We start from the raw sequence: 22,436 nt of genomic DNA on the forward strand, positions 1-22,436 counted from the left end.
CAGTAATACCGGGTATACAATCAGGATAACATCATCTATCAATCCCGCGTTGAGTAGCAAAGGTGTCAGTGATATACTTCCGGAAACGACCAGATCGGGCCCGTCGGTCAACTTGAGTTTGCGAAGCTCCTCGATGAAATCTTCTCCAAGATCTTTCACTGGTCCCCATTTAAGGCTTTCCGGTCTGTGCGTCACTACGTGTTTGGTTGCAGCGTTTATAGCGTTCGCCATCGGAAAGTCTCCGGCATTTGGCCAATAGCCCAACCACTCATCGTATGTGCGTCGGCCAATTAGCAGGTCAAAACCAGGACCGTATGCGTCAAGAAGCATAGCCAATCCGTCAGGGGTCCGGTATGGTGCAGTCCATGCGCCATATGCATAGTTTTTGTCGTGCTCAATCACGCCGTCAAGCGAGATATGTTCGAAAATTCTGATCTTTCTCATTTTGATGCTATTTAGTATAATGATGATTCAAATTTAAAGAGGACAGGCTACCTGTGTGAGGTGTAATTGCGACAATATGAGGGTGTTTTTCTCCTCTAACGCGCAATATCCTTTAACACCCAATCCATCTCCAGGTCCTTATTTGCTAAATAATCCTCAATAGTGTAGGAAATTGATACATCAGGCATTAATCCACGCCCGTCAATGTTTGTAATGTCACCAAAATAGGCCGGCATGTTGCCATAAGCGAGTGAAAGTTTACTGGTGGGAAGCGTCATATTTTTGATTATCCCTGCAGTCCAGACATTTTTACTGCCTCCGGTTTCTTCACCAACAAAAGTTACGTTTTTTAGGTTTCGCATATTTGCTGCCAGTAAACTGGATGCCGAAAAACTACCACCATTTATAAGTACATATATTTTGCCTTTAAATATGCTGGTATCAGGTGTAACAATGGGATAATTTAATTTAGATGCCTTTTTAACCCAGTCCCGTATTTTTGGATTATCATACAGTAACTTTTGCCGGCTTATTTCTGCCGGAAGCTTGTAGAAATAGGTTGGCGTATCTATTAAGAAACTATATATACTTGATGCCCAACCGATTTCTCCTCCGGTGTTTCCGCGCAGGTCTATTATTAATGTTTTTAATTTTCTCTTTTGAATGTCCGCAAAAATACCGTGATACCCTTCATAATTAGCGCCATTAAAAAAGGTCTGGAGTTTAAGGTAGGCAATGCTACTATCAGCCGTTAATAATTTATACGCTGTATGTGGGGGCAGGGCAACACTACTGCTATCATAACCAGGTTTTTGAAAGGCATTTAGTGTGATTTGTTGCGTACCTTTATTGGAACTGAGCTTAAAGTTCAAAGGTTCCCTTTTCGGATATAAAAAACGATAACGTTCTGCAAATAGGCCGCCGTTCATCAGGAACTCTTTATAGGTAGTATTATAACCATCTGAGGTAATGTAGTGGCTCAAGCTATCTATCAATTTAGCGGCTGGAACATCATTAATACTTAAGATCTCTGTACCCTTAGCTATTGTGGAATCGACAGATAAATTTTCGCTGATAAATAGCCTGTGTGCTATTACCCGGTAATTAAATTGATAAATAGGGTGCTGTAATGTTGGCTTCTTTAAAAATGCAATATCAGAGGCGGTAAATTTCGAGTAGTCTATGTTGATGGTTAAATGACCATCGCCGATATAACTGATAACGCTTAATAGTTTAACATATAGACTTATGCTGGTAAGTGGTTGTTTTATGGTCATCCTTAAACTATCAAATTTATGGTCAAGATCTTTTTTACTGATATATAGATAAAGATTTGGATTTTCTTTTTCTAATGTGTTTTGCACGAGGTAAACATCTTTTTTAAGATCAGCGGGTTGATGCAGTTTTACAGACATTTCATCAAGATATTGCGCTTTACTATACGTACTTAAGAGTAGCAGGCAGATAACTGAGATAAAATAATTCATCGACAAAATGGAATTTATTAAAGGTAATAATTATGGCAGTTTTTTAATACATGGACTTTGTTATCCACAAAACTGTATCGGCGCTCCGCAAGTTGCGGAAAAATGCAACAGTATAATAAAACGAGCTAATCAGTAAACTACTGTAAATCAACCCCGTGCCAAAACAAATGTAGTTAGGCATTATTATGTAGCATACTCTAAACATAAATAACAAGAATATTTAATTGAACTTTAATATAGTAATTATGAAAAAGATCATTTTATCAGCAGCAATTTTAGCTGTAGCAGGATTAACCTCAGTAAAAGCAAGCGAAATCAAAAATCCAGTGATGATTAGTGTTCATCAGGATAGTACAACCAAAACTCCGGTAGAATTAAAAGATCTTCCAGAACCAGTGCAAAAAACTTTGCAAACAGATCCAGTTAAAGAATGGACTCCAACAGCTGCATTTTTGGTAACAAATGCAGATAAATCAAGCTTTTACCAAATCGATGTTAAAAAAGGTGAGGAAACATCATCTTTGAAAATTGACAAAGACGGTAAAATAGTACAATAACATTTCATCTTAGTCAGAACCCCTGAATAGTTCTGATAAAATATAATCACAACAGCATTCCCTTAGTGATTGAAAAGGGCTGATGATGATTGAAAGGGGCTGCTTTTAAGCAGCCTTTTTTATGCATATATATTCCGATTAAGTGTTTACCAAAGATGACTACTTCACAAAATCAATACGCTGCACCAGATAGGCCTTTCCAAAGTTAGCTGGATCATGGGTTACTGTAGCTTTGATGAACTTCCATTTTGCTCGGCCTGACTGGTGGTTTAGCTCCCAGTTGTTACGTATTTCTAAAGCATTTTGCCATATTTTCTCCAATTGGTCTTTCACCGTCTGACTTGCGTAAGTGAGTTCCAATTTATCCCGGATATATTCATACTTATCATTCCATTATGCAGCAAAACCTGAATATGGAATTTCCAGATTATATCATAACAATGGAAAAAAGAAGCAATGAAAACCGCATGATCATAAAAGACGTAGATGACTAGTACATATTTTATGATAAATGAAATAAAGTTATTAGACAAAATACACTTGCAGAAGTATTTGCATCTGTTCTCGATGTTAAATTCCGGAAAAATTGAAATTGCCGAGTTCGAACAATTGTTTCTTGAAATCAAATCTCAGGATGAGTATGGGCAGTTGGGAAAGTTTGACGAGAGAATAGGAAAGGTTTTAGATACCCTCTATCTCGACATCAGATATTACTCACTGGCTTACTTGTATGATCCTGATGATTTTGTTAATGTTAATTTAATTAATTTTAATGAATGTGAGTTAATAAGAAGAGCAAAAGAGGCTTTTAAGAAGTTACAGAAACTGCAAAGCGTTAATAAAATTTAAGCTCAAACGTTCAATTTTTTTGCCTTCTTTTTGGGAGGTGCAGATCGTTAAGATCTGGCACTACTCTAGTCCCCTACATATTCGGCTCTGGTCGAACAAGGTTCGAACAATTTCGGTCTCAGCGTGTAGCAAAAGGTGACTATATTATGTGTAACACTACCTGGACCAAAGGCCACCTAAGGCCTGATACTCGATTTTCGGTGACGGCATGATAACCGTGCTGTACAAAACGTTTCTTTTATTTTTCATATCATTTCTAATTGATTAAGCGAAATTACTTTGACATATTTCAGCCTGAAGAGCTTAGATTGCAAATAAAATTGTAAACTTTGTAAATAAAATCTTGACATTATGCATGTTAACCGAAATCTCCTGTCCGGGAAACGCAAGTACCTGTTCGGGTTGTTGCTACTCTTGTTTATTTCTGTAATCTGCGTGGCTTTCAGTAGGAAGGATGGTGACGACTTTGATATCGCCAGGAGAGAAGTTTTGCTACGAAGGCTTGGACATGAGATACTCTTACAGTCRGGCGACAGTACATCAAGAGTGCTTCCGGTAAAAAAGATCGCAGAAAATGAATACCAGATCAGGTTTGAGAATGAGCTTACTTTTCAACCGGACTCGCTGGTGAATACTACTCAGCGCTTGTTGGGCAAAGATCAGCTGGCACGTGATTATGTTGTAAACGTAATGAACTGTAGCAATGCCAGTGTAGCCTATGGATACGCAATATCCAAAAATAAGAAAGATGATATTGTAGCATGCTTAGGAAGAAAACAGCCTAGAGCATGTTACATGATCAACATCAAATTTAAACCGCCGGGCATAAGTGTAGCAAAGAATGAATATTTTTTGGGAGGTCTGTCATTTTTAGCAGTTGTTGGGTTTTTCTTTTTGAGATCTGTTAAGCCTCGGAAGGCCTTACCTAACAGTGGGCATGCTGATATGTTCACTTTGGGCTCAGTGTTGTTCGACGTGAAGAATCGTAAGCTCATGACAAATGGAGAGACAACAGACCTGACCGGAACGGAAACCCGTGTACTGCGCATTTTCGCCTCGTCTCCTAACGAGATTATAGAGCGAAGTCGACTGCAAAAAGAGATATGGGAGGATGAGGGTGTTATTGTAGGTCGCAGTCTGGATATGTTCATATCAAAACTTAGAAAAAAATTGGAAATTGATCCGAATATCAAAATTGTTGTTGTTCGCGCCAAAGGATACAGGCTTGAGATTAGTTCTTAACAAGACTGAATGTATTTGCTGCTGTCGGTATCCAGGAAAAGTACTGCCCCGTTATGTTTTCGTAATACAGTTGACGGAAAATCGCTACATATGGGCTTGGTTAGTGTATTTAACACAGCCTGTGCTTTTGCCTGTCCGGGTACCACACAATTGATAATCTTTGCACTCATTAGAACGGGGATTGTTAATGTTAGCGCCTGAGTAGGTACATCGTCTAGACTAGCAAAACAACCATCATTAACCTGCTGCTGCCTGCAGGGCAAATCTAATGTAACCACCTTTACGATTTCAGGATCACTAAAATTGGCAACGGGCGGATCATTAAAAGCAAGATGCCCATTTTCACCTATCCCCATACAAACGATATCAATCGGATGATTTTCAAGTAACCTCGAATAACGTTTACATTCTGATTGAACGTCATCAACATTTCCATTCAAGTAGTTCACAGACTTAAAATTGAACTTATCAAATATGCGCTCTTTTAAAAAATTCCCAAATCTTTGGGTTGCATTTTCATCCAAATTGATATACTCATCCATATGAAAAGCATTTACGTGCTCCCATTTAATGTCCTCGTAAAAAAGCGCGCTCAAAAATTCATTTTGTGAAGGAGCTGCTGCAAATACGATATTAACGGAATCTTTATTTTTCAAAACAGCATTAATCTCGATGGCGAGCCGGCTCGCTGCCGCAGCTCCCATTAATTTTCTTGACTTGTAAACCCGAAGCTCAGGCATGCTTAACTCTTTTTTTTTCACCACCAGATATAAATTAAATTGATTTTACATATATACTTTTCCCAGACACTATGGTTTGCATAATGTTTACATGATCATCGAAGATGACAATATCAGCGTCCTTACCTGCCACCAGTGATCCTTTTCGATCTCCTATGCCGATTATATTTGCCGGACTAAGAGAAGCCATTTTAACGGCATCTTCCAGGGTAGCATCAGCCATTTCCACCATATTTCTAACCAGCTTATCCATCGTAGCAACACTACCCGCAAAGGCAGTTCTGTCTTTCAATTTAGCCACGTTATCTTCAACAATAACTTCCAGGCCATCACGTCGACTACCAAGAATACTTGGCCCTGGCGGCATACCTGCGGCGCGCATTGCATCAGTAACCAGTGCAGTTCGGTCTGCCCCTTTAATTTTGAGGACAAGCTTAAGTAACGGCGGAGGAAGATGAATGCCATCAGCAATGATTTCTACAGTCATTGCATCAAGCAGATAGGCACTTTCTATCACTCCCGCATAACGGTATGCATTTCGCCTCGAAACACCCGACATACACGAGTAAAAATGTGTAGCATGAGTAAAACCTTTTTCAAATGCCGGCAATACCTCTTCGTATATCGCATTGGTATGTGCAATGGATGGCAAAATACCTTTTTCAGTCAGGTATTGAGCAAATTCTAAGGCTCCCTTAAGCTCAGGTGCTGCACTCCAGCGTTTAATAGCCTTAGAACCCGCAATAATCTCCTGATATTCTGCCGGATCCGGCGCCCTGATATATCTTGGATCTTGTGCCCCTCTTTGCTCCATAGAGAAATATGGTCCTTCAATATGTATCCCTATAAACTGTGCGCCTTTAACATTTCTGACATCGGCAGTTTCATAAACACTTAAAGTATCAAGCAAATCCTGATGCTCACTACTTAATGTTGTAGGCATGAGTGCTGTTGTACCATGTTTAGCGTGTAATTCTGCAATTGCCAGAAAGCCATCCAGCTCATTGTCCATAAAATCGTGACCACCACCACCATGAACGTGTAAATCAATAAATCCAGGTGCAATGTAATTACCCCTTGCATTTATTTCTAATGCCCCTTCTACATGAATATCTGAGGTGCTTACGTCAAGAATCTTTCCTCCTTCAATAATGATACACCCCCCGTTAATTATACGATGGGGAGTAATTATTTTACCATTATATAGCTTAATCTTTTCCATTTTCTTTAGTATTATTTAAGCCTCTTCAGCCTATCCAGCAATACCTTGATTTTCGCATTTCTAAGCTCATTTTCCTGAGCAATTTCTGAAGGGTACATGATCTCTGAATTGAGCGCTATAAACTTCTTATCCAGTTCTTTAGTAGGTAGCGCTTCAAGCTCAGGAATTAGTACCTTAAGCTTTTCGGCGGTCATTTCCGGAGCATTTGCCCGGGATTCTATCGACTGATAAGTAAGATATTGTATACGGATGGCTGCCATTAAGCGGTAATGTTCAAACTCTTTTGCATTTTTAACGGGCTTAAGCTTCAGGAGTATAGCAGATGCTTTTTTGGTACTATCTAACATTTGATCAATACTTAAATCCGTATTGATCGGTTTTCCTTGTGTAATCTCGAAAGGAACCGCCGAAACCGCTTTCCAAAACGCATTAGCACTGTTTTCATCAAAACCATATTGCGATTTGGCATAACCGTAAATGAACTTTTCTGTATCAAGTGCCTTCCCGGACTTTATGGATTCAAGAAATGCCGCGATAAGCATATTAAATCCGCTGATAGGATAAACACGTCGGATTGCATAAAGATCTACGATATCCCTGGTGGTTTCAAACACGGGAGAATACAATCCGGAGGTAGACCAGGAAGTCATAATGATGCCTTTGTAGCCCAGCTCTTTTGCCAACGGAACAAAATCAGAAATATTTTTAAAGTGTTTTCCCCATTGGGTGAGAAAGTAATTATCGGGATGACTCCTTATTGATGGTGCTCCCCATACTTCAAAACCACTATGCATGAGTTTTTCATGGTCACCAAACATATTGATGTCCCATCCATAATTCCAGTCGATAAAAATGGTCTCTTTTGGTAAACCCTTTAATGCCTCCGGATATTTCAAAGCGATGTCTGCCCAAAGTACCGGTCTCTTACCCAATCCAACTACAACATCGCAAAGCATTTTGATATAATCGCCATATAGCCTTCCGATACCGACTGCTTTAATCTTCTTTTTGGATTCTTCTGAGTGTCCCAGCAGATAAGTCTCATCACCACCAATATGGATATAAGGAGAATTATGTGTAGAAATCAAGTCCTGATAAAGCGTGGTAAAAAGCTTTTTAGCCTCAGCCTCGCGAATTGGATTGACCTGAGAGTAATCTTTCTGATCTTCTCTCAGGTCTTTGTATTTGGGATTTCTAAGAATGTATTCAACATGTCCAAAGCTCTGTTGAAGTGGTATGACATCAAGTTTTATAGAAGCACCGTAAGCAATAAAAGCCTTTACTTCATCTCTTGTATAAGCAAAACGATTAGGAATCAAAGGTTCGTCCTGAAAAGGATAAGTTGCCTCCCATTCCATAACCAGCGTATTAATGCCACCCTTAACCAATTGCAGCGCAAGTTTTCTAAGAGCGGGCATAGGAATGGCCTGAATGCGCAAATCGAGATGAAATCCCCTTACCGGAAATGGTGAAACCGGATCGTTTAACCCTTTTTGAAATGCATTTGCATAGTCAAAAAATGTAGTTAAAAGCATTACAAGAAATACTGTTCTTTTCATAATTTATATTTTTGTTCGGACTTACTGATTTAAGCAAATGCCAGGCAAAATCTATTTAATTGCGATATCCAGGCTGATGTCTGATTTAAAATACCCTCCGTTATGATCTCTTGCCTCAAAAATGATCTTATCCGTATTGCCCGATCCCCCATATAGGTATTTAATGGCTCCTTTTGCAATATCAGCCTGCGAAAAAGAGGCATTTGCAGCAAGCGGAATCCCATATTTAACTAAGAATCCGGCCGTAGGAACCTGTTTTACGGAGTAGGTAATGTTATGATCAGTTGTACCTTCCATTTTCAAATTAGCCAATGTTAACGGTGCAATCTGCTCAAGGGCAGAAACATTAAGCACACTTACCTTGCCGAGTGTTAAAACTGTTTGCGGTGGAGAACTAATAGTAATATAAGAACTGTAAAGTCCATTAGAGAATTCCCTTGGGCGAACCTTAATAAAATTATCAACATTGTGTTTTAAAAACACGTTGATAAAGGTTTCATTATTTGCGTAAAGCTGACTAACTGCTGAGGTAACATCAAAAGAAACCCATCCAACTGTTTCTCCGGGAATAGATAAAGTTGACATAGGAACAGAATTGTAGGTCGGAGCATTGTTCCAGGTGATTGCATTTTCCGCCCAATCTTTATTTTCACCTAAATGTGCAGAAAAGGAGAATGTGGTAGCAGGCGTTAACCCTGTGGTATACACATAAACATACATCTTTGCGGCGCCAATTTTGTCGCCAAAGCTTGGTTTTTCCAGTGGGTACTGCATTACACCAATACGACCAACAGTAGCATCTGCGGAACTTACCGCTTTTAAATCTATGGTTGCCACATCGTTGAAATTGGCATTTGAGTTACCAGAACCGCCGCGAACGTAAACGTCTTTAGCCACATTGATTTTTTGTGTAATCACATTCCCCCCCTCATCGGCCTCATCCGGTTTATCGTCCAGCAACCTGTAGAAAGTAAACTGAGCAGTAACCTGGGCTACGCCGTTGTTAAATTCCAGATCCTGCGACCGTACCACTGCCGCCGTGGATCCTAATGTTGAATTCTGATTAATTCTCAGCACATATTGATCAGATGCGTTTGATGTTCTGGAGTAGTAAATATAGTTTCCATTAATGGTTTCTATTTTTCTTGTCTCATCAAGACTAAGATCAGTGGATTTTAATTTCCCTTTTATGATCAGATCGCCCAACAGGTTTTTAAGAATAATGGGAGGTACCTGATCAACACTGGTATACCCTACCGTTGCCAAAAGCTGTTTAACCGCGGGATTGGTGAGCAGTACCATAGTATAATCCTCGCTTTTACCCAGCATATCCATCAAGCCCGAACGTTTCACTGCTGAAGCAAAGAGATCAAGTTCGGTTAAATCTGAACTGTGGTCTGCAAGTAGAAACTGTTGTATGGTTTGCTCCTTAAGGTTAGCACCTGCATCAGTTCCGTTACTATCTTCATTTTTCAAAAGCTCGAGTTTGCCACAACTTACAATTGTGAGCACACACATGCAGAGAAAAAGTACTTTTGGGTAAAGATTTAATTTTTTCATCTTTAAATATTTTTTATTGGTAATATGAATTTTGATCCAACAGTGGGTTTAATCTGATTTCGGTAAGGCTTAATGGCCACAGGAAGTTTTCAGTCTGACTAAGGCCATTGATGGGCTGCATTACTTTAATGGCCTTGCCTGTACGTACCAGATCAAACCATCTCTTGCCTTCGTAACAAAGTTCTCTGGCACGTTCATCAAGGATAAGATCTTCTATTTGATCGGTGGTAAATCCGCTGTAAGAATCTTCCGCATATGGCTGGGCCCCGGCTCTGCTTCTGATTTGATTTACCAGTACCATTGCTCCGGGAATGTTGCCGGTTTTATTGAGTGCTTCAGCACGTAACAACATGATATCGGCCAGGCGATAAATGATAATATTCTTATCGTCCTGCGTACCACGCACAAATCCAGATTTCTCAAAGAATTTTACGATACCCGAATTGGTATCGAAATTAATCTTTGAACGCAAATCCGTTGAGCTGAATTTACTAGATAGGTAACCACTGGCTTTGAAGAACGGCTGGAAACCAAGATCACCATATACCGTAATCAAAAATGATCGTGTGGCCCGCTCCGCAAAATTGTAATCGATTTCGAAAATTGATTCATTAGAAGCTCCTTTCGTAAACATCTGCGCATAAGCAGTATTGTCAATTAATGCCGGATTAACATTATAATCTACCGTTGACGAGGCACTATAAAGTGAGGCAAGTGAATAGGTTGAGCTGGTCAGAATTTTCTGTGAGGCCACAAGTGCATTCTCATATTGATGACGCCACATATAAAAATCAGTATACAAAGCATTAACTGCACCTAATGTAAACTGGGCCCGGGTTGCCGGAGCCGTTGTATAAGATGCAGGGATTGGCGCTAATGCTGCAGAATCAAGATCTGCCTGGATCTGGGCGTACACCGCAGCAGTATCTGAACGTGCAATGCTTACATTTTGTTTCGCATCTACAAAGGGTTCAGTTACCATGGGTAATTTACCCCAAATACGGGTCATGTAAAAGTAACAGAAAGCGCGAATGGCAAAGGCCTGCCCTCTTACACTATTATATTCAGCAGCTTTCCCTAAATAAAGTCCTTTACCCTTCATTTCCAAAGTGTTCTTTAGGATTAAATTACTTTGATTAACAACCTGATAGAAACCACTCCAGTTTGCAATAGGCAGACTTGAGTTGAGGTTGTTTGTTAACAAATTCAAGGTCTGCGAGCTCAATGCCAGTGGATTTATGACTACATTATCAGCCCTTCCTTCGCCGTATAAAACAGACTCCGGCGCCATTGCTCCTTGTAAAAGGTTGTATGCACCATATAAAGCTGCCGTTGCCTGAGGCGTTTCGGTCCAGAAATTCGAACTGGAATAAGAAGTTGTTGGATCGATTTCTAATGCCTTCTTACAGCTGGATAAGAAAACCAAGGTGATCAGCATAAAGCTGTATATTTTATAATCTCTTCGTTTCATAGTATTAAAGACTAAAGTTCAATGACAAATTATATGTTCTGGTTCTTGGGAAAGATCCACGATCTACACCAACGGCAAGTGCATTAGTTGATGAGCTGACCTCGGGATCATATCCGGTGTAAGAACCAAAGGTTAGCAGGTTGACTACCGAGAATCCTACAGTAGCATTGTTTATTTTTAGCTTGTTCAATACTTTCGTCGGAATTCTATAATTGAGCGCAAGATTTTGAACTCTGATAAATGAACCATCTTCTACAAATCTGCTTGAGATGGCATTGTTTAACATCGGGTCAGTTTTAACCAATCTTGGAACATCTGTTACATCACCCGGTTTTCTCCATCGTCTAAGCTGATCGGTGGTGAAATTCTGATCATATGGTGTAGCATCCAGGTTTCTTTTAACCTCATTAAATACATCATTGCCAAAACTGTAGGTGATTAATGTAGAAAGCGTGAATTTTTTGTAATTGAATTCGTTTTGAAAACCTCCAGTAAAATCAGGATTTGGATCACCAATTACCTGCAAATCGGAATCGTTAATGATACCATCGCCATTTATGTCCTCCCATATTACATCTCCACCTTTATAGATCGATCCATTTGCGGATCCCTGACGATAAGGAACAACAGCTCCGGCTGCATCCCGCTGATATACATTATCTGTGTCATAAGCATACACGCCCAAAGCTTTAAGACCGTAAAATACGCCTGCAGTTTCCCCTACCCTTGCCATATTATAAATATTTGGACGATAATCCTGATTGCCAGGAAGAGACAGTACCTTATTTCTGTTTAGTGAGAAAGTGAATGTAGAATTCCATTTAAATTCCTGGTCTATGTTAACCGTTGAAAGTGTAAATTCAAGACCTATGTTCTCTAAACTACCGAAATTGGCAGGAACTGTAGCATAACCTGTAGTGCCCGGAACAGCTACATCAAATAAAAGCCCGGTTGTCTTTTTCAGATAAGCATCTGCGGTAAAGCGAATTCTATCACGTAAAAAAGAGAGGTCCAGACCAATGTTTGTTTGTTCTGTCGTTTCCCATTTTAACGATGCATTTGGAACTCCGTTAGAAACAATTGCTACATTACCTAGATAAGTACCGATGGTACTGAGTGATCCCTGCCATGCATAATTACCGATCGACTGGTTACCTGTAACACCAAAACTTCCCCGGATCTTTGCATCTGAAATAAAACTGATTTTCTTAAACCAATCTTCTTCTGACAATCTCCAACCGGCCGAGAATGAGGGGAAATATCCAAATCTGTTATCCGCTCCAAATCTTGAAGAACCATCAGCTCTCATTACCGCAGAGAAAAGATACTTGCCTTTGTAGTCATAATTTGCCCTGGCAAAATAAGAAAGCAGACTGTATTCTTCGATGTTCTGATTATAAAGCGAAACAACAGATGTACCATTGATAGAGGTAATGGTTGCATCAATTAAGCCTCTACCTATCACATTGACGTTGTTGTCTGTAAATTTCTGGTAAGACTGTCCAAGCAAAAAGGTAAGGTTATGATCATTAGCAAGGGTTGTTCTGTAGTTTAACGTATTCTCATTGATAAAGGAATAGTTTTTCCCTGTAGTCAGGTAAGATGAACTGACCTGACCCTGTGGTAAGAGCGTTTGAGGAGTGAAATTTGTTTCCTCTGTATTCGAATAGTCAACTCCTAAAGTTGTCTTGAAATCCAAATCTTTTAAAATTTTCACTTTAAAATCTTGATTACCAAACATCCTCCATCTGTTTATTTTATTAGCAGCCAGCTCAGAGATAGCTATCGGATTGGGTTTACTTCCCTCCAGAAGTGGAATAAGTTGTCCTGTGATGGGATCATATGGTGAATAAACAGGCATGGTACTTAAAGCCTGATATATCGCACTCTGATTGCTTAGTCCGCTGAGTATTCTGTTGTAATTATTGGTGGATATGTTGAAATTCGTATTTCCCGTAATAACCTTATTTACCGTGTAATATACCTTTGCCGAAGCGTAAGTTTGCTTAAATTTAGTATTGATGATAATCGGGTCTATATCTTTATAGCCTGCACTAACAAAATAATTCATATTATTATCTTTAGAAGCACCTTTGATACTGACATCTGCTTTGTACTGATATGCCGATCGGTACATCAGATCCTGCCAATTGTTAGATTTAGAATAATATGGATGAAGTGAATCTATCACAGAGACTTTAGTGGTCTGGGCTCCTGTAAAATTATATATCGCATCTATAAATGCACTTCTGAACTGTGGCGCATTTAACACTCCAATTTTTCGCGTGATGTTTGCAATACTTCCATTTGCTGAAAACTGTATCTCTGGTTTGCTGGAATTCTTTCCACTTTTAGTAGTAATGATAATTACACCATTCGATGCTCTGGAACCGTATATAGATGCAGTTCCGTCTTTCAATACCTCTATAGATGCTATATCTTGAGGGTTTAAATCTGCCAGGGGACTAAAAGTCGATGCATCATCTACCAATCCACCACCGTAAGTATCTGCATTTATGGGAACACCATCTACGATATATAATGGCTGACTGCTACCGTTTACTGAGGATGCCCCACGTATTCTTACTGTGGCACCGGCACCAGGCTCTCCGGAATTACTTGTAATTTGAAGTCCGGCAATCTTACCCTGCAAACTCGAATTCACATCCCCCAGGGCATGAGTATCCATCTGCTTGGCCGTAATTGATCCGACAGCACCAGTAACTTCTTTAACCTTCTGGGTACCATAGCCTACATTAATGGTTACTTCTGAAAGCTGCCTTTCGCTTTCAGCCAGCTTAATATTTAAGCGTTTACGCTCCCCTATATTAATTGTCTGATTTTGGTAACCCATATAACTCACCAAAATAACAGCTCCGGGAGTTACCTCTAAACTAAAATTACCATTCTGATCTGTTGCCGTGCCTTTATCTGTTCCCTGCACGCGGATTGAAACCCCAACAAGGGTTTCATTAGTTTTTTCATTAGTTACCTGCCCAGTTAAAGTAAATAATGTCCCTTTAGCGGGGCTGACCTGGGCAAAGGTACTCAGCATGGAAAATGCGACCATCATGGTCATTTGTTTTTGGTTTTTAGGTTGGTAAATAATAGATTGAAATCCTATCCGGACAAAGACTACAACTATCTAAATGCTAATATATTAAATAAACGGGTACGTACACGAATTTATTTTAAAAAAAACACATTTGTCATTTAAAACTATTTAATTCAGCTTGCGCAGGCATAAATTGAATGGTTCCAAAATGATCTGGACGATGAAAGTCAGGTATAGGGGATATCACCTTATTCCAACATAGAAAGTGAGGATTTGGCAACGCATCACCACATTTATAAAAGTTAGCTTTCGCAGTGATGCCTTCAAAGTTTTGAATTTGATGGAATATAAATACATCTGCAGGTATAATCATCGTCATCTCCCAGTTAAACTCCCCTTCCTGAGCATCTGATTTTGTCCAGGTACGAATTTTCTGCACTACAGAATTCTGGAATAAAGTTCTTTTAGCTTTTTGATTACCATAAGCCATTTTTCCAATCCCAAGGCAATTGAACTCAATATTATAATATTGATCAGACTGGTCAAAAGCGATAAAAAACTCTACACAATTATCAAGATGAACTTCGCTGTTAATCGGTCTTTCTATAGATCGGAAATAATCATTGGATATGGTAAATTTTAACAGAATGTGTTGTCCCGTATGGGCGATAGAAAAATCGGCTGTGCAAATTACTGGTATTTGAGGCCATGAATCATTAGTCAAACGATTTTGGGGATAGTTAGCTAGTTTCTCTGAAAGTTGATCTGGTGCGGCATTGGAATCTTCATTGAGGTAAAAGACATTTAAGTTCATTTTAAAATTTTATAACAAATAAAAAGGGTGATTTCTTTTTAACCAATCCAGCGCTCGAGTTTGTACCCTTTGTAGGCATAAAATAGCAGGTAGAGATAACACGGTAAAAGCACGAAATAAGCATTTTGCAGACCATAAATATCGGCAAAGTGACCATATAATAGCGGCATAACGGCATTTCCGGAAAGTCCCATGATTAGAATAGCAGCGCCTATTTTTATAAAACGTCCGAGTCTATCCATAGACAATGGCCATATTCCAGCCCATATCATTGAATTTGCAAAGCCCAATAATACAATGAACCATATAGAAATATCTGCCCGATGCCCCAATATGACAACACTACCGTTACAAAAAATGATACATAAAGTAAATACAACCCCCAGGATGATGCATACACGCAAGGCCAAGATCTGAGAAAGGTATTTTGGAATCAGCGAAATTCCAAGGATATAACCAACGATTGTCGCTGTGAGTGTATACGAAGGAAATACCTTTGCTTCTAAAAGAGAAATATTCATAGAATGGGCATAACCAATAATGGTATCAACCGCAATTACCTGTGAACCTACGTGAACAAATATGGCAATTGCGCCAAGGACAAGATGGGGAAACTGAAAAATATTACGTTTCCCTTTATTTGATTCGGCGGTAACCTCATCTTCCTGCTCGGTATTAATTTCAGGTAAAGAAGAAAAGCGCACCAGAAAACCTAGTAAAACCAGAATTAAACCAACACATGAATAAGGAACAATAACCCTCCTGATCAGTTCATCAAGAATCGATGCCCGTTCAACTGCTCCCATCGACTTTACTTGTTCAAACAGTGCCTGATCGGAAGACTTAAGTATAACCGCAGCAAAAAGTAAAGGAGCAAGAATTCCTGCAAATTTATTGCAGATCCCCATAATACTGAACCGCATTGCCGCACTGTTTTTTGGGCCTAATATGGTTACGTAAGGATTTGCTGCAGTTTGTAAAACTGCCAGTCCTGCCCCTAGCGTAAAAAGGCCAACTAAAAATAACAGATAATTACGTAATAACGCTGCTGGTACAAATATAAATGCACCGATAGCCATCACGAAAAATCCAATCATCATACCATTCTTAAAACCAAACTTTTTAAGCAATATGGAAGCAGGAAAAGAGATGAATAAATAAGAAATATAAAAAGCAAAAGCTACAAAATAAGACTCGAGATTATTGAGCTCACAGCAAATTTTGAAGTATGGGATAAGCATTGCGTTTATCCATGTGACAAAACCGAAGACAAAAAAAAGTACCGCAATGATATACAAGGATTTAATATAAGTCTTCTGGTCCATATGGTTTGTTTTACTTAACATTAAACGTATGAGAATGATCAACGTTAACGTACACGAATAAACAAAACATTTTTTGGAATTCCAAATCAGGGTGGTGATATTGCTTTTTGAAAAAAAGTAATAATCAATGAAATAATGGCTTAATTGATGTAGAAGTCACAGTTCTCGCTTGTGATGATATCGATCGGCATAAAGTTATTTTTTTCACCAGTTTTGGAATGCACGACAAACTGATATAAGGCCATTAGCCCTTTGTACCCCTGCTCTCTGGGCTTCTGACAGATTAGAAAATCAATGTCCCCCTCCTTAAGGAAAGCAAGATTCTCTTTAGTATAATCAAATCCGATTAAAATTCTATGTTGATCTCCAGTCTTTGCCAAATATTTGGCAACGGTTGAAACCCTCGAATTGGTTGCGAAAATAGCAGCAATCTTATGGCTTTTTAACACCTGCTCAAGTGAGTTGCTTATATAGGTATAGTCAGTATGCTTGATATCAATTTTTACGATGACATTTTCAAGCTTATTATCGCTAAAATAGTTCCTGAATCCTTGCTCTTTACGCAATAGATGATGCTGGTTATCTATTTCTTGTGAAATGTTAACGATTAGAATCTTATCTTCCTTTTTAAGGAGGTATTTCATGAGGTGGGCAGAAAGGTAACCACTTTGATAAAGATCAGGACCGAAATAACTTAAGCTTTCGTGCCCCTGAATATCTGAATTGATGAATACATAAGGTATTTTTCTGATTTCAAGCTTCTTTACAAACTGTTCAGATTCTTCAATAAAACTTGGCGCCAAAAGAACACCCTTTACCAAGGAAAGATCTATCAGTTTGATCTGCTCAAGGAAGGAGTTTTTATCGTTGACATCATATAAATATTTCTGTAAGACAATGCCGTAAGGACTGATCTCTGCTCCCGCTTGGTCTATACCAAGAAGTGGTGCCTCCCAATAATTGGTTTCTTGTGAAATCTTTGGAATCAGAACAGCAAAAACAACCTGCTTTTTAGACGCCAACCTTCGCGCGAAGATATTAGGTTGATAATCGAGCTCTTTAATAATTGCATTAATCTTATCCTTGGTATTTTGCGATACCCCTTTGCGATCATGGATCACACGGTCTACTGTTCCAATTGAAACATTTGCCCTTCTTGCGATTTCCTTTACACCTGTTAATTCAATATCTTTTGCCGACATATGCTTAAAAAATTATATAAAGATAACAGATTCTATTTTCAAAAGTTCAAATTGTCTAGTCGTTCATACATTGCTCGTCATTGAAGCAAAGTAAAAATCAAAGCAAAAGAAACAAAGGCTTATTCTCTTGCATCACCAAAAGAACAAGATCCTGTGGCTTTGAAATTAAGAATACGATTTTTCAGATTAAACCCCGGCAACCTTATTAAAATCATCCACTTGGGAACAACAGGCTAACATTTCAGATAGAGTAAAAAAACTTCTTTATTAGTGAAATGAGTTTATGATAATCAGTCGTTAAGGTATCAGGATTTGGAAGTGTTAAAGAAGATATAACTCAAATATTTCTAGCCAGCTTATTTATCAAATATTGAGGGAATAATTGTTATACCTTTCTGTTAAAAAGTGTTAAACAACAGTTAGTCAGCTACCTCGGCTTAAAAGTTTCGGGTTGTTTTGTTAGATTAGAACATTAAAAATATTTTGAATGAAAAAAGCATTACTCACAATATTGTTAATTGTGCCTATAATTAATTCAATTGCGCAGAAAAAACCCTCTGTCACAACAAAAAGCTTCAAAACATACACTTCTGCATTGGATAATAATCGGCGCATTGCTGCTGACAATAAGAACTACATTGAAGCAGTTAGTCTCATAAACGAGTGGTTGGTTAAATATGAAGAAGCTGCTGTAGATACCCAGGCTACTGTTAAAAACTGGTACCCGGGCATGTACTATAATCTTGCCTGTTATCAGAATTTGTTAGGAAGTACTACACAAGCCCTTGCTGCGTTTGACAAATGCGTAAAATTGGGATATAGCAATTATTACAACACCATACAAGATACAGATCTAAAAAGCCTCCATGGTAACAAACGCTTTGAAAAAGCCCTCTTAAGTATCCGGGAAAGGGGCGACATGAATTATATCTTAAAAACCTCACCCCCATATCTCAATGGTAAAGTAACGGCGTTGCCCCCTTTTATTTATCAATCTCCAGATTCAAAGGAGCTTGTGGACTTAAAAGTTAAATTTAATTTGGATTCAGTAGCAGGCAACGGTAACGAGATCAGCAAAATAAAAAGACTATTATTTTGGGCTTACAATATAGTGCCCCATCAAAACGGTGACAATCCACCTTCTAGAAATGCAAATGATATAATTGAGGTGTGCAAACGCGACAAACGGGGCGTGAATTGTCGAATGAAAGCGACCATTTTAAAGGATGCGTTGCACGCTGAGGGATTTAAATCCAGGATGATTACATGTATGCCAAAAGATACTGCCGACACTGATTGCCATGTGATAAACGTTGTGTGGTCTAAAACCCTTAATAAATGGCTATGGATGGATCCAACTTTTAATGCCTATGTGAGTGATAATAAGGGTGAATTATTAAGCGTCGAAGAAGTGAGAACTCACTTAATTAATAATTCGGAACTCCTTTTAAATAAGGATGCATTTAGAAACAAGGAATTTTATCTTGATTTTTATATGTCAAAGAACCTTTATTGGTTACGCTGCCCTGTTAATAGTGTTTGGGATGTGGAGACTTACTCGAAGAATAATACTGTGGTTCAGTATGTTAATTTATATCCTGGTCGTTTTAATACTGTTAACTCGTCCAGAAAAACTTCGAGTGATACCAAGGTATTTGAAATTACCAATCCAAATTATTTCTGGCAAAAGCCTCTTGATAATTAATAGCATTTGGAAAAAGAAAAATAATGGCTCATTAGTTAAATAGACAACCTTGAGGTTGGCCATAAAGTACACGTTGGTTTTCTTGTTAAGGCAGGTAAGATGATTCCTCTGAGCAAACAGCTTTTGAAGAACCGGAACTGAGATTCGGGTCTTCAAAAACTTCGATAATATTACTTTAGGAATTGATATAGCAGGTAAATATAGATTTTAATTGTCCATGAGCTAGGAAAAGCTACGCACGACACAAACTGTGAAAAACTGTCTCTTAGAAATAAACTTCAGCCCTGCAACAGAATTTAACTTTGTTCTTAGGCTGGCATCTCAGATTCAAATAAGGCCAATAAGTTTTGATAGGTTCCAATTATCAAAAAAAATGTGGAATAATGATAATGAGTTACACGAATACCTTCGTTTTTCTGTAATGCAAATTTTAGACTTATATAAGATCTTTGTCTATATGTTAGTTCTAGCGAACGGTACCTTTAGCTTTTCGCTCAATTACCCCATCTTTTAATTCAATGGTTTCTTCGAGTTTTATTTTTTTATAAATTCAAATATTGAACTGAAAAATTCCTGAGGTTGTCTTTGCCATTGCCAATAAGTATATGGCCAATCCCAATCAGCACCATTCAGTTTACCCTTTGTTATCATGTCGTGTCCGCAATCTTTTATGGTAACAACTTTATAATCCACGCCTGCATTTTTCAGATAAGTTTCCATTTTATTTTTGTTTTCGGCTGGTGGCACTAATACATCATTCTCACCAAAAACACTCAATACCGGGCATTTTATTTTATTTAAGGCCTCTTTGGGGTCATACCGATTTTTTCTCCACCATAATATGTCGTCTCCAGTTTGCGATTGGGGTATATCAAGATAATCTATCCATTTTTTATCTTTAATTTTCGCGGCATATCCTTTAAGCGCATCCCAATCTTTTGTCTTGTTACCCTGAACATATTTGAAAAAAAGTGCAGAATAATGAAGTGCAGAGTCAATAGATTCTTTTGAATAACCTTCGTCAGTCAAGGTATATTGAACACGATTAATATCTTGCTCATAAAGAGAAACTGCAGGGCCAACTATTAAAATTGCGAAGCCACAGCCTGAGACTTTATTTGCAGCCAGCGGTGTTATCCATCCTCCCTGGCTTGCACCAAGAAAACCTATTTTGACATAATTCAAATCTTTTCTTTCTTTTAGATAATTAAAAGCAGAAACAGCATCATCTGCCAGATCATTGAAATCCGCAGATGAAAAATTACCAGTTGATTTACCGGTTCCACGTTTATCATAAAGTAAAACGCCTATGCCCTTGCTCGCCAAATCGTAGGCTAACGAATGATACCACGGGGTATCTCTGTCTTCCCATCCTGATCGATGTACTAAAATCACATACGGAATAGGCTTTTCTGATTTTTTGGGTTTAAACAAAACTCCTGCAAGCGAAACATCTGCATTAGTAAATTTAATTTCTTCCTCTGAAAAGCTCTTTTCTTTCGCTAATGCTTTTTTCAGATGAATCCGGATTCTAGGATTTATATCCTTGCTTATACCTGTTACATCTCCTGTTTTGGGGTCTAAAAAACAATAGAAATCTCCGTTGAATATCTTCACATTCAAAGTGTCCTTGCTCCGAGATATTTTTTCTGTAGCCACATTCATATAGCCAATTTCAGGGATATCGTAAGTTGTTTTATCTATATGGAAATCGAATGAAATTAATTGAACAGATCCATCCCGTGTCAAGGCACCTTCATAATGTCCCTGCGGTGTTTGACCGTATGCGATTTGTGCTATTGTAAGCAAAAGAACTGTGTAGAAGGATTTCATAATTTTAAATGATAAATTTAAAAACCAAGGCCATTCATTGTGCCAACCTAAATAACAAGCTTTAGAAGTACAATTAAACTACTTATTTGGTATTACGAAAAACCCACCTGTTCATAAGTGAACAGGTATGCGCGAAATTGAACAGGAAAAAGCTTAATGTACCATAAAAGGAATATTTGCTGTAGCCACATGATTATGACCGTCACTCACATAAACAAACAAACGGTAAGCGCCAAGCTTTGCAGGTACGCTGAGCAATGCATTTGTCAGGGAAGTTGTCGTTACCATATTGGGGATTGGTGCAGGCCTGCTTTCCCTGTCACCACCCTGCCCAAGATCCGTTGCTTCAGGCAACAGCTCCCACCTGATCGTTAGTTTGTCTTTGTCCGGATCTGAAACAGAGATCACCACTAAATATTTCTCCTCGGGATTGAGATGAATAGAACTACGTGCACTTTTGCCATCTACGGTAAATGAACTGATATTGGGTGCCCGGTTTTGAGGCCATTTGCCACTCCATTCATATTGCATGACGTCAAATACTTCTGACGTTTCCCCCGCTTCTGTAAACAGACCATACCATGTAGGTGTACGCTCCTGTTTCTGCCCCCAGAGAAATACATAGGAACCCAGACAATTCTTATCTTTCAGGATGGATGCTTCGTATCGTGTTTTGTAGACTTCAGCTTTTTCCGAACTAGTTTCTTCAACCGGGGCACCCCATGATGTTTTCGGACATTCCCAATGCCCTGTGGGTCCCCACTCAGTGACCAGGTAAGGACCATCCCAGCCTGCGGTCTGTAGCTGATCAGGGACTTTGGCCAATCCGCCATATACCTGCACCGAAAGGAAATCAAGGTCTGGACATTTAGCTTTGATGTGGTCTATTTCTATTTGATTGATGCCTGCAAGCATAGTAGTGGCAGGATGGTTCGGATCTTCCTGATGGATCATTTTTGCAATGTCATTCACAGCACTCCAGACATTGGGGTTTTTATAGTCCAGGTTCAGTTCGTTTCCGATGCCCCAGGCGAGTAAAGCCGGATGGTCCTTATACTTCTGCACTTCTTTACGCAGGTGATCCAGTTGTTTCTTTACCGCAACTGCGTCATTGTAGTCAAAACCATGACGTTCACGTGCTACATTCAGCCCCATCGTAACAGTTAGTCCAAGTTTTTCTGCCTGCTCCAGATTTGCCGCTCCGTGTTCTGTATCCCAGGTTCGGAAAGAATTTCCTCCTGCAATTTTTATGGCTTCGGTTTCTGAAGTCCCGCCTGCCCCTTTTACAAAATAAGGTTGTCCGTTTCTGATGAACGTATAACCCGTCGCTGTTTTCTTAATTTCAACCTTTAGTGCTTTGCTGTTTTGTAG

Annotated in this window: 18 protein-coding genes; 4 read left to right on the forward strand and 14 right to left on the reverse strand. The window is 38.9% G+C overall.

Annotation, left to right across the window (positions count from 1 at the left end; genetic code table 11):
- Positions 1-444: dihydrofolate reductase family protein (locus tag AC1DDX_RS11330; protein ID WP_477622053.1), on the reverse strand; the 444-nt coding region annotated here is incomplete at its 3' end.
- Between the two features lie 95 nt (positions 445-539).
- Positions 540-1,931, reverse strand: a complete 1,392-nt coding sequence (locus AC1DDX_RS11335; protein WP_337715820.1) for a S41 family peptidase — start codon at positions 1,929-1,931, stop codon at positions 540-542.
- 245 nt (positions 1,932-2,176) lie between these two features.
- Here AC1DDX_RS11335 and AC1DDX_RS11340 point away from each other — a divergent pair, with 245 nt between their 5' ends.
- On the forward strand, positions 2,177-2,488 hold the full coding sequence (locus tag AC1DDX_RS11340; protein WP_048903995.1) for a hypothetical protein: 312 nt from the start codon (positions 2,177-2,179) through the stop codon (positions 2,486-2,488).
- A 159-nt stretch (positions 2,489-2,647) separates the two neighbouring features.
- On the opposite strand, the gene AC1DDX_RS11345 is transcribed toward AC1DDX_RS11340, so the two are convergent.
- A complete protein-coding gene (locus AC1DDX_RS11345) occupies positions 2,648-2,848 on the reverse strand; it encodes a hypothetical protein (RefSeq protein WP_172660901.1) in 201 nt (66 codons plus the stop codon).
- A gap of 126 nt (positions 2,849-2,974) precedes the next feature.
- On the opposite strand from AC1DDX_RS11345, the gene AC1DDX_RS11350 reads away from it, so the two are divergent.
- Positions 2,975-3,337 (forward strand): colicin immunity domain-containing protein, encoded by a 363-nt coding sequence (locus AC1DDX_RS11350; RefSeq protein ID WP_172660902.1) that lies wholly within the window; start codon positions 2,975-2,977, stop codon positions 3,335-3,337.
- A 351-nt stretch (positions 3,338-3,688) separates the two neighbouring features.
- The gene (locus AC1DDX_RS11355; RefSeq protein ID WP_337715822.1) at positions 3,689-4,579 is read left to right on the forward strand and encodes a winged helix-turn-helix domain-containing protein; all 891 of its coding nucleotides are present in this window, start codon (positions 3,689-3,691) and stop codon (positions 4,577-4,579) included.
- On the opposite strand, the gene AC1DDX_RS11360 is transcribed toward AC1DDX_RS11355, so the two are convergent.
- From AC1DDX_RS11360 to AC1DDX_RS11400, 9 genes are all read right to left on the reverse strand, one after another.
- The gene (locus AC1DDX_RS11360) at positions 4,576-5,340 is read right to left on the reverse strand and encodes a glucosamine-6-phosphate deaminase (RefSeq protein WP_337715823.1); all 765 of its coding nucleotides are present in this window, start codon (positions 5,338-5,340) and stop codon (positions 4,576-4,578) included. The two genes, AC1DDX_RS11355 and AC1DDX_RS11360, sit on opposite strands and share 4 nt — an antisense overlap.
- Positions 5,341-5,353: 13 nt before the next feature.
- Positions 5,354-6,541, reverse strand: coding sequence for an N-acetylglucosamine-6-phosphate deacetylase (gene nagA / locus AC1DDX_RS11365; protein WP_288879689.1), 1,188 nt, complete (start codon positions 6,539-6,541; stop codon positions 5,354-5,356).
- An 11-nt stretch (positions 6,542-6,552) separates the two neighbouring features.
- Complete coding sequence (locus AC1DDX_RS11370) at positions 6,553-8,100, reverse strand: family 20 glycosylhydrolase (protein ID WP_337715825.1); 1,548 nt, start codon at positions 8,098-8,100, stop codon at positions 6,553-6,555.
- Between the two features lie 51 nt (positions 8,101-8,151).
- Entirely contained in the window at positions 8,152-9,660 is a 1,509-nt protein-coding gene (locus tag AC1DDX_RS11375; RefSeq protein ID WP_288879684.1) for a CBM96 family carbohydrate-binding protein, read from the reverse strand.
- A gap of 13 nt (positions 9,661-9,673) precedes the next feature.
- Positions 9,674-11,131 (reverse strand): RagB/SusD family nutrient uptake outer membrane protein, encoded by a 1,458-nt coding sequence (locus AC1DDX_RS11380; protein WP_288879682.1) that lies wholly within the window; start codon positions 11,129-11,131, stop codon positions 9,674-9,676.
- A 4-nt stretch (positions 11,132-11,135) separates the two neighbouring features.
- Positions 11,136-14,204 (reverse strand): SusC/RagA family TonB-linked outer membrane protein, encoded by a 3,069-nt coding sequence (locus tag AC1DDX_RS11385; protein WP_477622054.1) that lies wholly within the window; start codon positions 14,202-14,204, stop codon positions 11,136-11,138.
- 136 nt (positions 14,205-14,340) lie between these two features.
- Entirely contained in the window at positions 14,341-15,000 is a 660-nt protein-coding gene (locus tag AC1DDX_RS11390) for a carbohydrate-binding family 9-like protein (RefSeq protein ID WP_288879679.1), read from the reverse strand.
- A 38-nt stretch (positions 15,001-15,038) separates the two neighbouring features.
- Positions 15,039-16,325 carry a sugar MFS transporter gene (locus tag AC1DDX_RS11395; RefSeq protein WP_337715829.1) on the reverse strand — a complete coding sequence of 429 codons (1,287 nt, stop codon included), beginning with the start codon at positions 16,323-16,325 and terminating at the stop codon, positions 15,039-15,041.
- Positions 16,326-16,465: 140 nt separating this feature from the next.
- On the reverse strand, positions 16,466-17,527 hold the full coding sequence (locus tag AC1DDX_RS11400) for a LacI family DNA-binding transcriptional regulator (RefSeq protein WP_172660910.1): 1,062 nt from the start codon (positions 17,525-17,527) through the stop codon (positions 16,466-16,468).
- Positions 17,528-18,014: 487 nt separating this feature from the next.
- Here AC1DDX_RS11400 and AC1DDX_RS11405 point away from each other — a divergent pair, with 487 nt between their 5' ends.
- Positions 18,015-19,232, forward strand: a complete 1,218-nt coding sequence (locus AC1DDX_RS11405) for a TPR end-of-group domain-containing protein (RefSeq protein WP_337715830.1) — start codon at positions 18,015-18,017, stop codon at positions 19,230-19,232.
- Positions 19,233-19,766: 534 nt separating this feature from the next.
- Here the strand turns inward: AC1DDX_RS11405 and AC1DDX_RS11410 are convergent.
- Together AC1DDX_RS11410 and AC1DDX_RS11415 are read right to left on the reverse strand one after the other, a co-directional pair.
- Positions 19,767-21,065: an alpha/beta hydrolase family protein gene (locus AC1DDX_RS11410; protein ID WP_337715832.1), complete on the reverse strand. Its 1,299-nt coding sequence runs from the start codon at positions 21,063-21,065 to the stop codon at positions 19,767-19,769.
- Between the two features lie 153 nt (positions 21,066-21,218).
- Positions 21,219-22,436, reverse strand: a 1,218-nt coding sequence (locus tag AC1DDX_RS11415) for a glycoside hydrolase 5 family protein (RefSeq protein ID WP_477622055.1), incomplete at its 5' end; no start/stop codon positions are given.

The sequence above is a fragment of the Pedobacter sp. 10L46_2 genome (assembly GCF_056395165.1).

What these genes read in the sequence shown, in the direction of transcription:
- AC1DDX_RS11375 (WP_288879684.1), bottom strand. Translation starts at nt 9,660, where the DNA reads ATGAAAAAATTAAATCTTTACCCAAAAGTACTTTTTCTCTGCATGTGT.
- AC1DDX_RS11395 (WP_337715829.1), bottom strand. Translation starts at nt 16,325, where the DNA reads ATGGACCAGAAGACTTATATTAAATCCTTGTATATCATTGCGGTACTT.
- AC1DDX_RS11370 (WP_337715825.1), bottom strand. Translation starts at nt 8,100, where the DNA reads ATGAAAAGAACAGTATTTCTTGTAATGCTTTTAACTACATTTTTTGAC.
- AC1DDX_RS11410 (WP_337715832.1), bottom strand. Translation starts at nt 21,065, where the DNA reads ATGAAATCCTTCTACACAGTTCTTTTGCTTACAATAGCACAAATCGCA.
- AC1DDX_RS11335 (WP_337715820.1), bottom strand. Translation starts at nt 1,931, where the DNA reads ATGAATTATTTTATCTCAGTTATCTGCCTGCTACTCTTAAGTACGTAT.
- AC1DDX_RS11405 (WP_337715830.1), top strand. Translation starts at nt 18,015, where the DNA reads ATGAAAAAAGCATTACTCACAATATTGTTAATTGTGCCTATAATTAAT.
- AC1DDX_RS11380 (WP_288879682.1), bottom strand. Translation starts at nt 11,131, where the DNA reads ATGAAACGAAGAGATTATAAAATATACAGCTTTATGCTGATCACCTTG.
- AC1DDX_RS11400 (WP_172660910.1), bottom strand. Translation starts at nt 17,527, where the DNA reads ATGTCGGCAAAAGATATTGAATTAACAGGTGTAAAGGAAATCGCAAGA.
- AC1DDX_RS11340 (WP_048903995.1), top strand. Translation starts at nt 2,177, where the DNA reads ATGAAAAAGATCATTTTATCAGCAGCAATTTTAGCTGTAGCAGGATTA.
- nagA (WP_288879689.1), bottom strand. Translation starts at nt 6,541, where the DNA reads ATGGAAAAGATTAAGCTATATAATGGTAAAATAATTACTCCCCATCGT.
- AC1DDX_RS11385 (WP_477622054.1), bottom strand. Translation starts at nt 14,204, where the DNA reads ATGATGGTCGCATTTTCCATGCTGAGTACCTTTGCCCAGGTCAGCCCC.
- AC1DDX_RS11390 (WP_288879679.1), bottom strand. Translation starts at nt 15,000, where the DNA reads ATGAACTTAAATGTCTTTTACCTCAATGAAGATTCCAATGCCGCACCA.
- AC1DDX_RS11350 (WP_172660902.1), top strand. Translation starts at nt 2,975, where the DNA reads ATGACTAGTACATATTTTATGATAAATGAAATAAAGTTATTAGACAAA.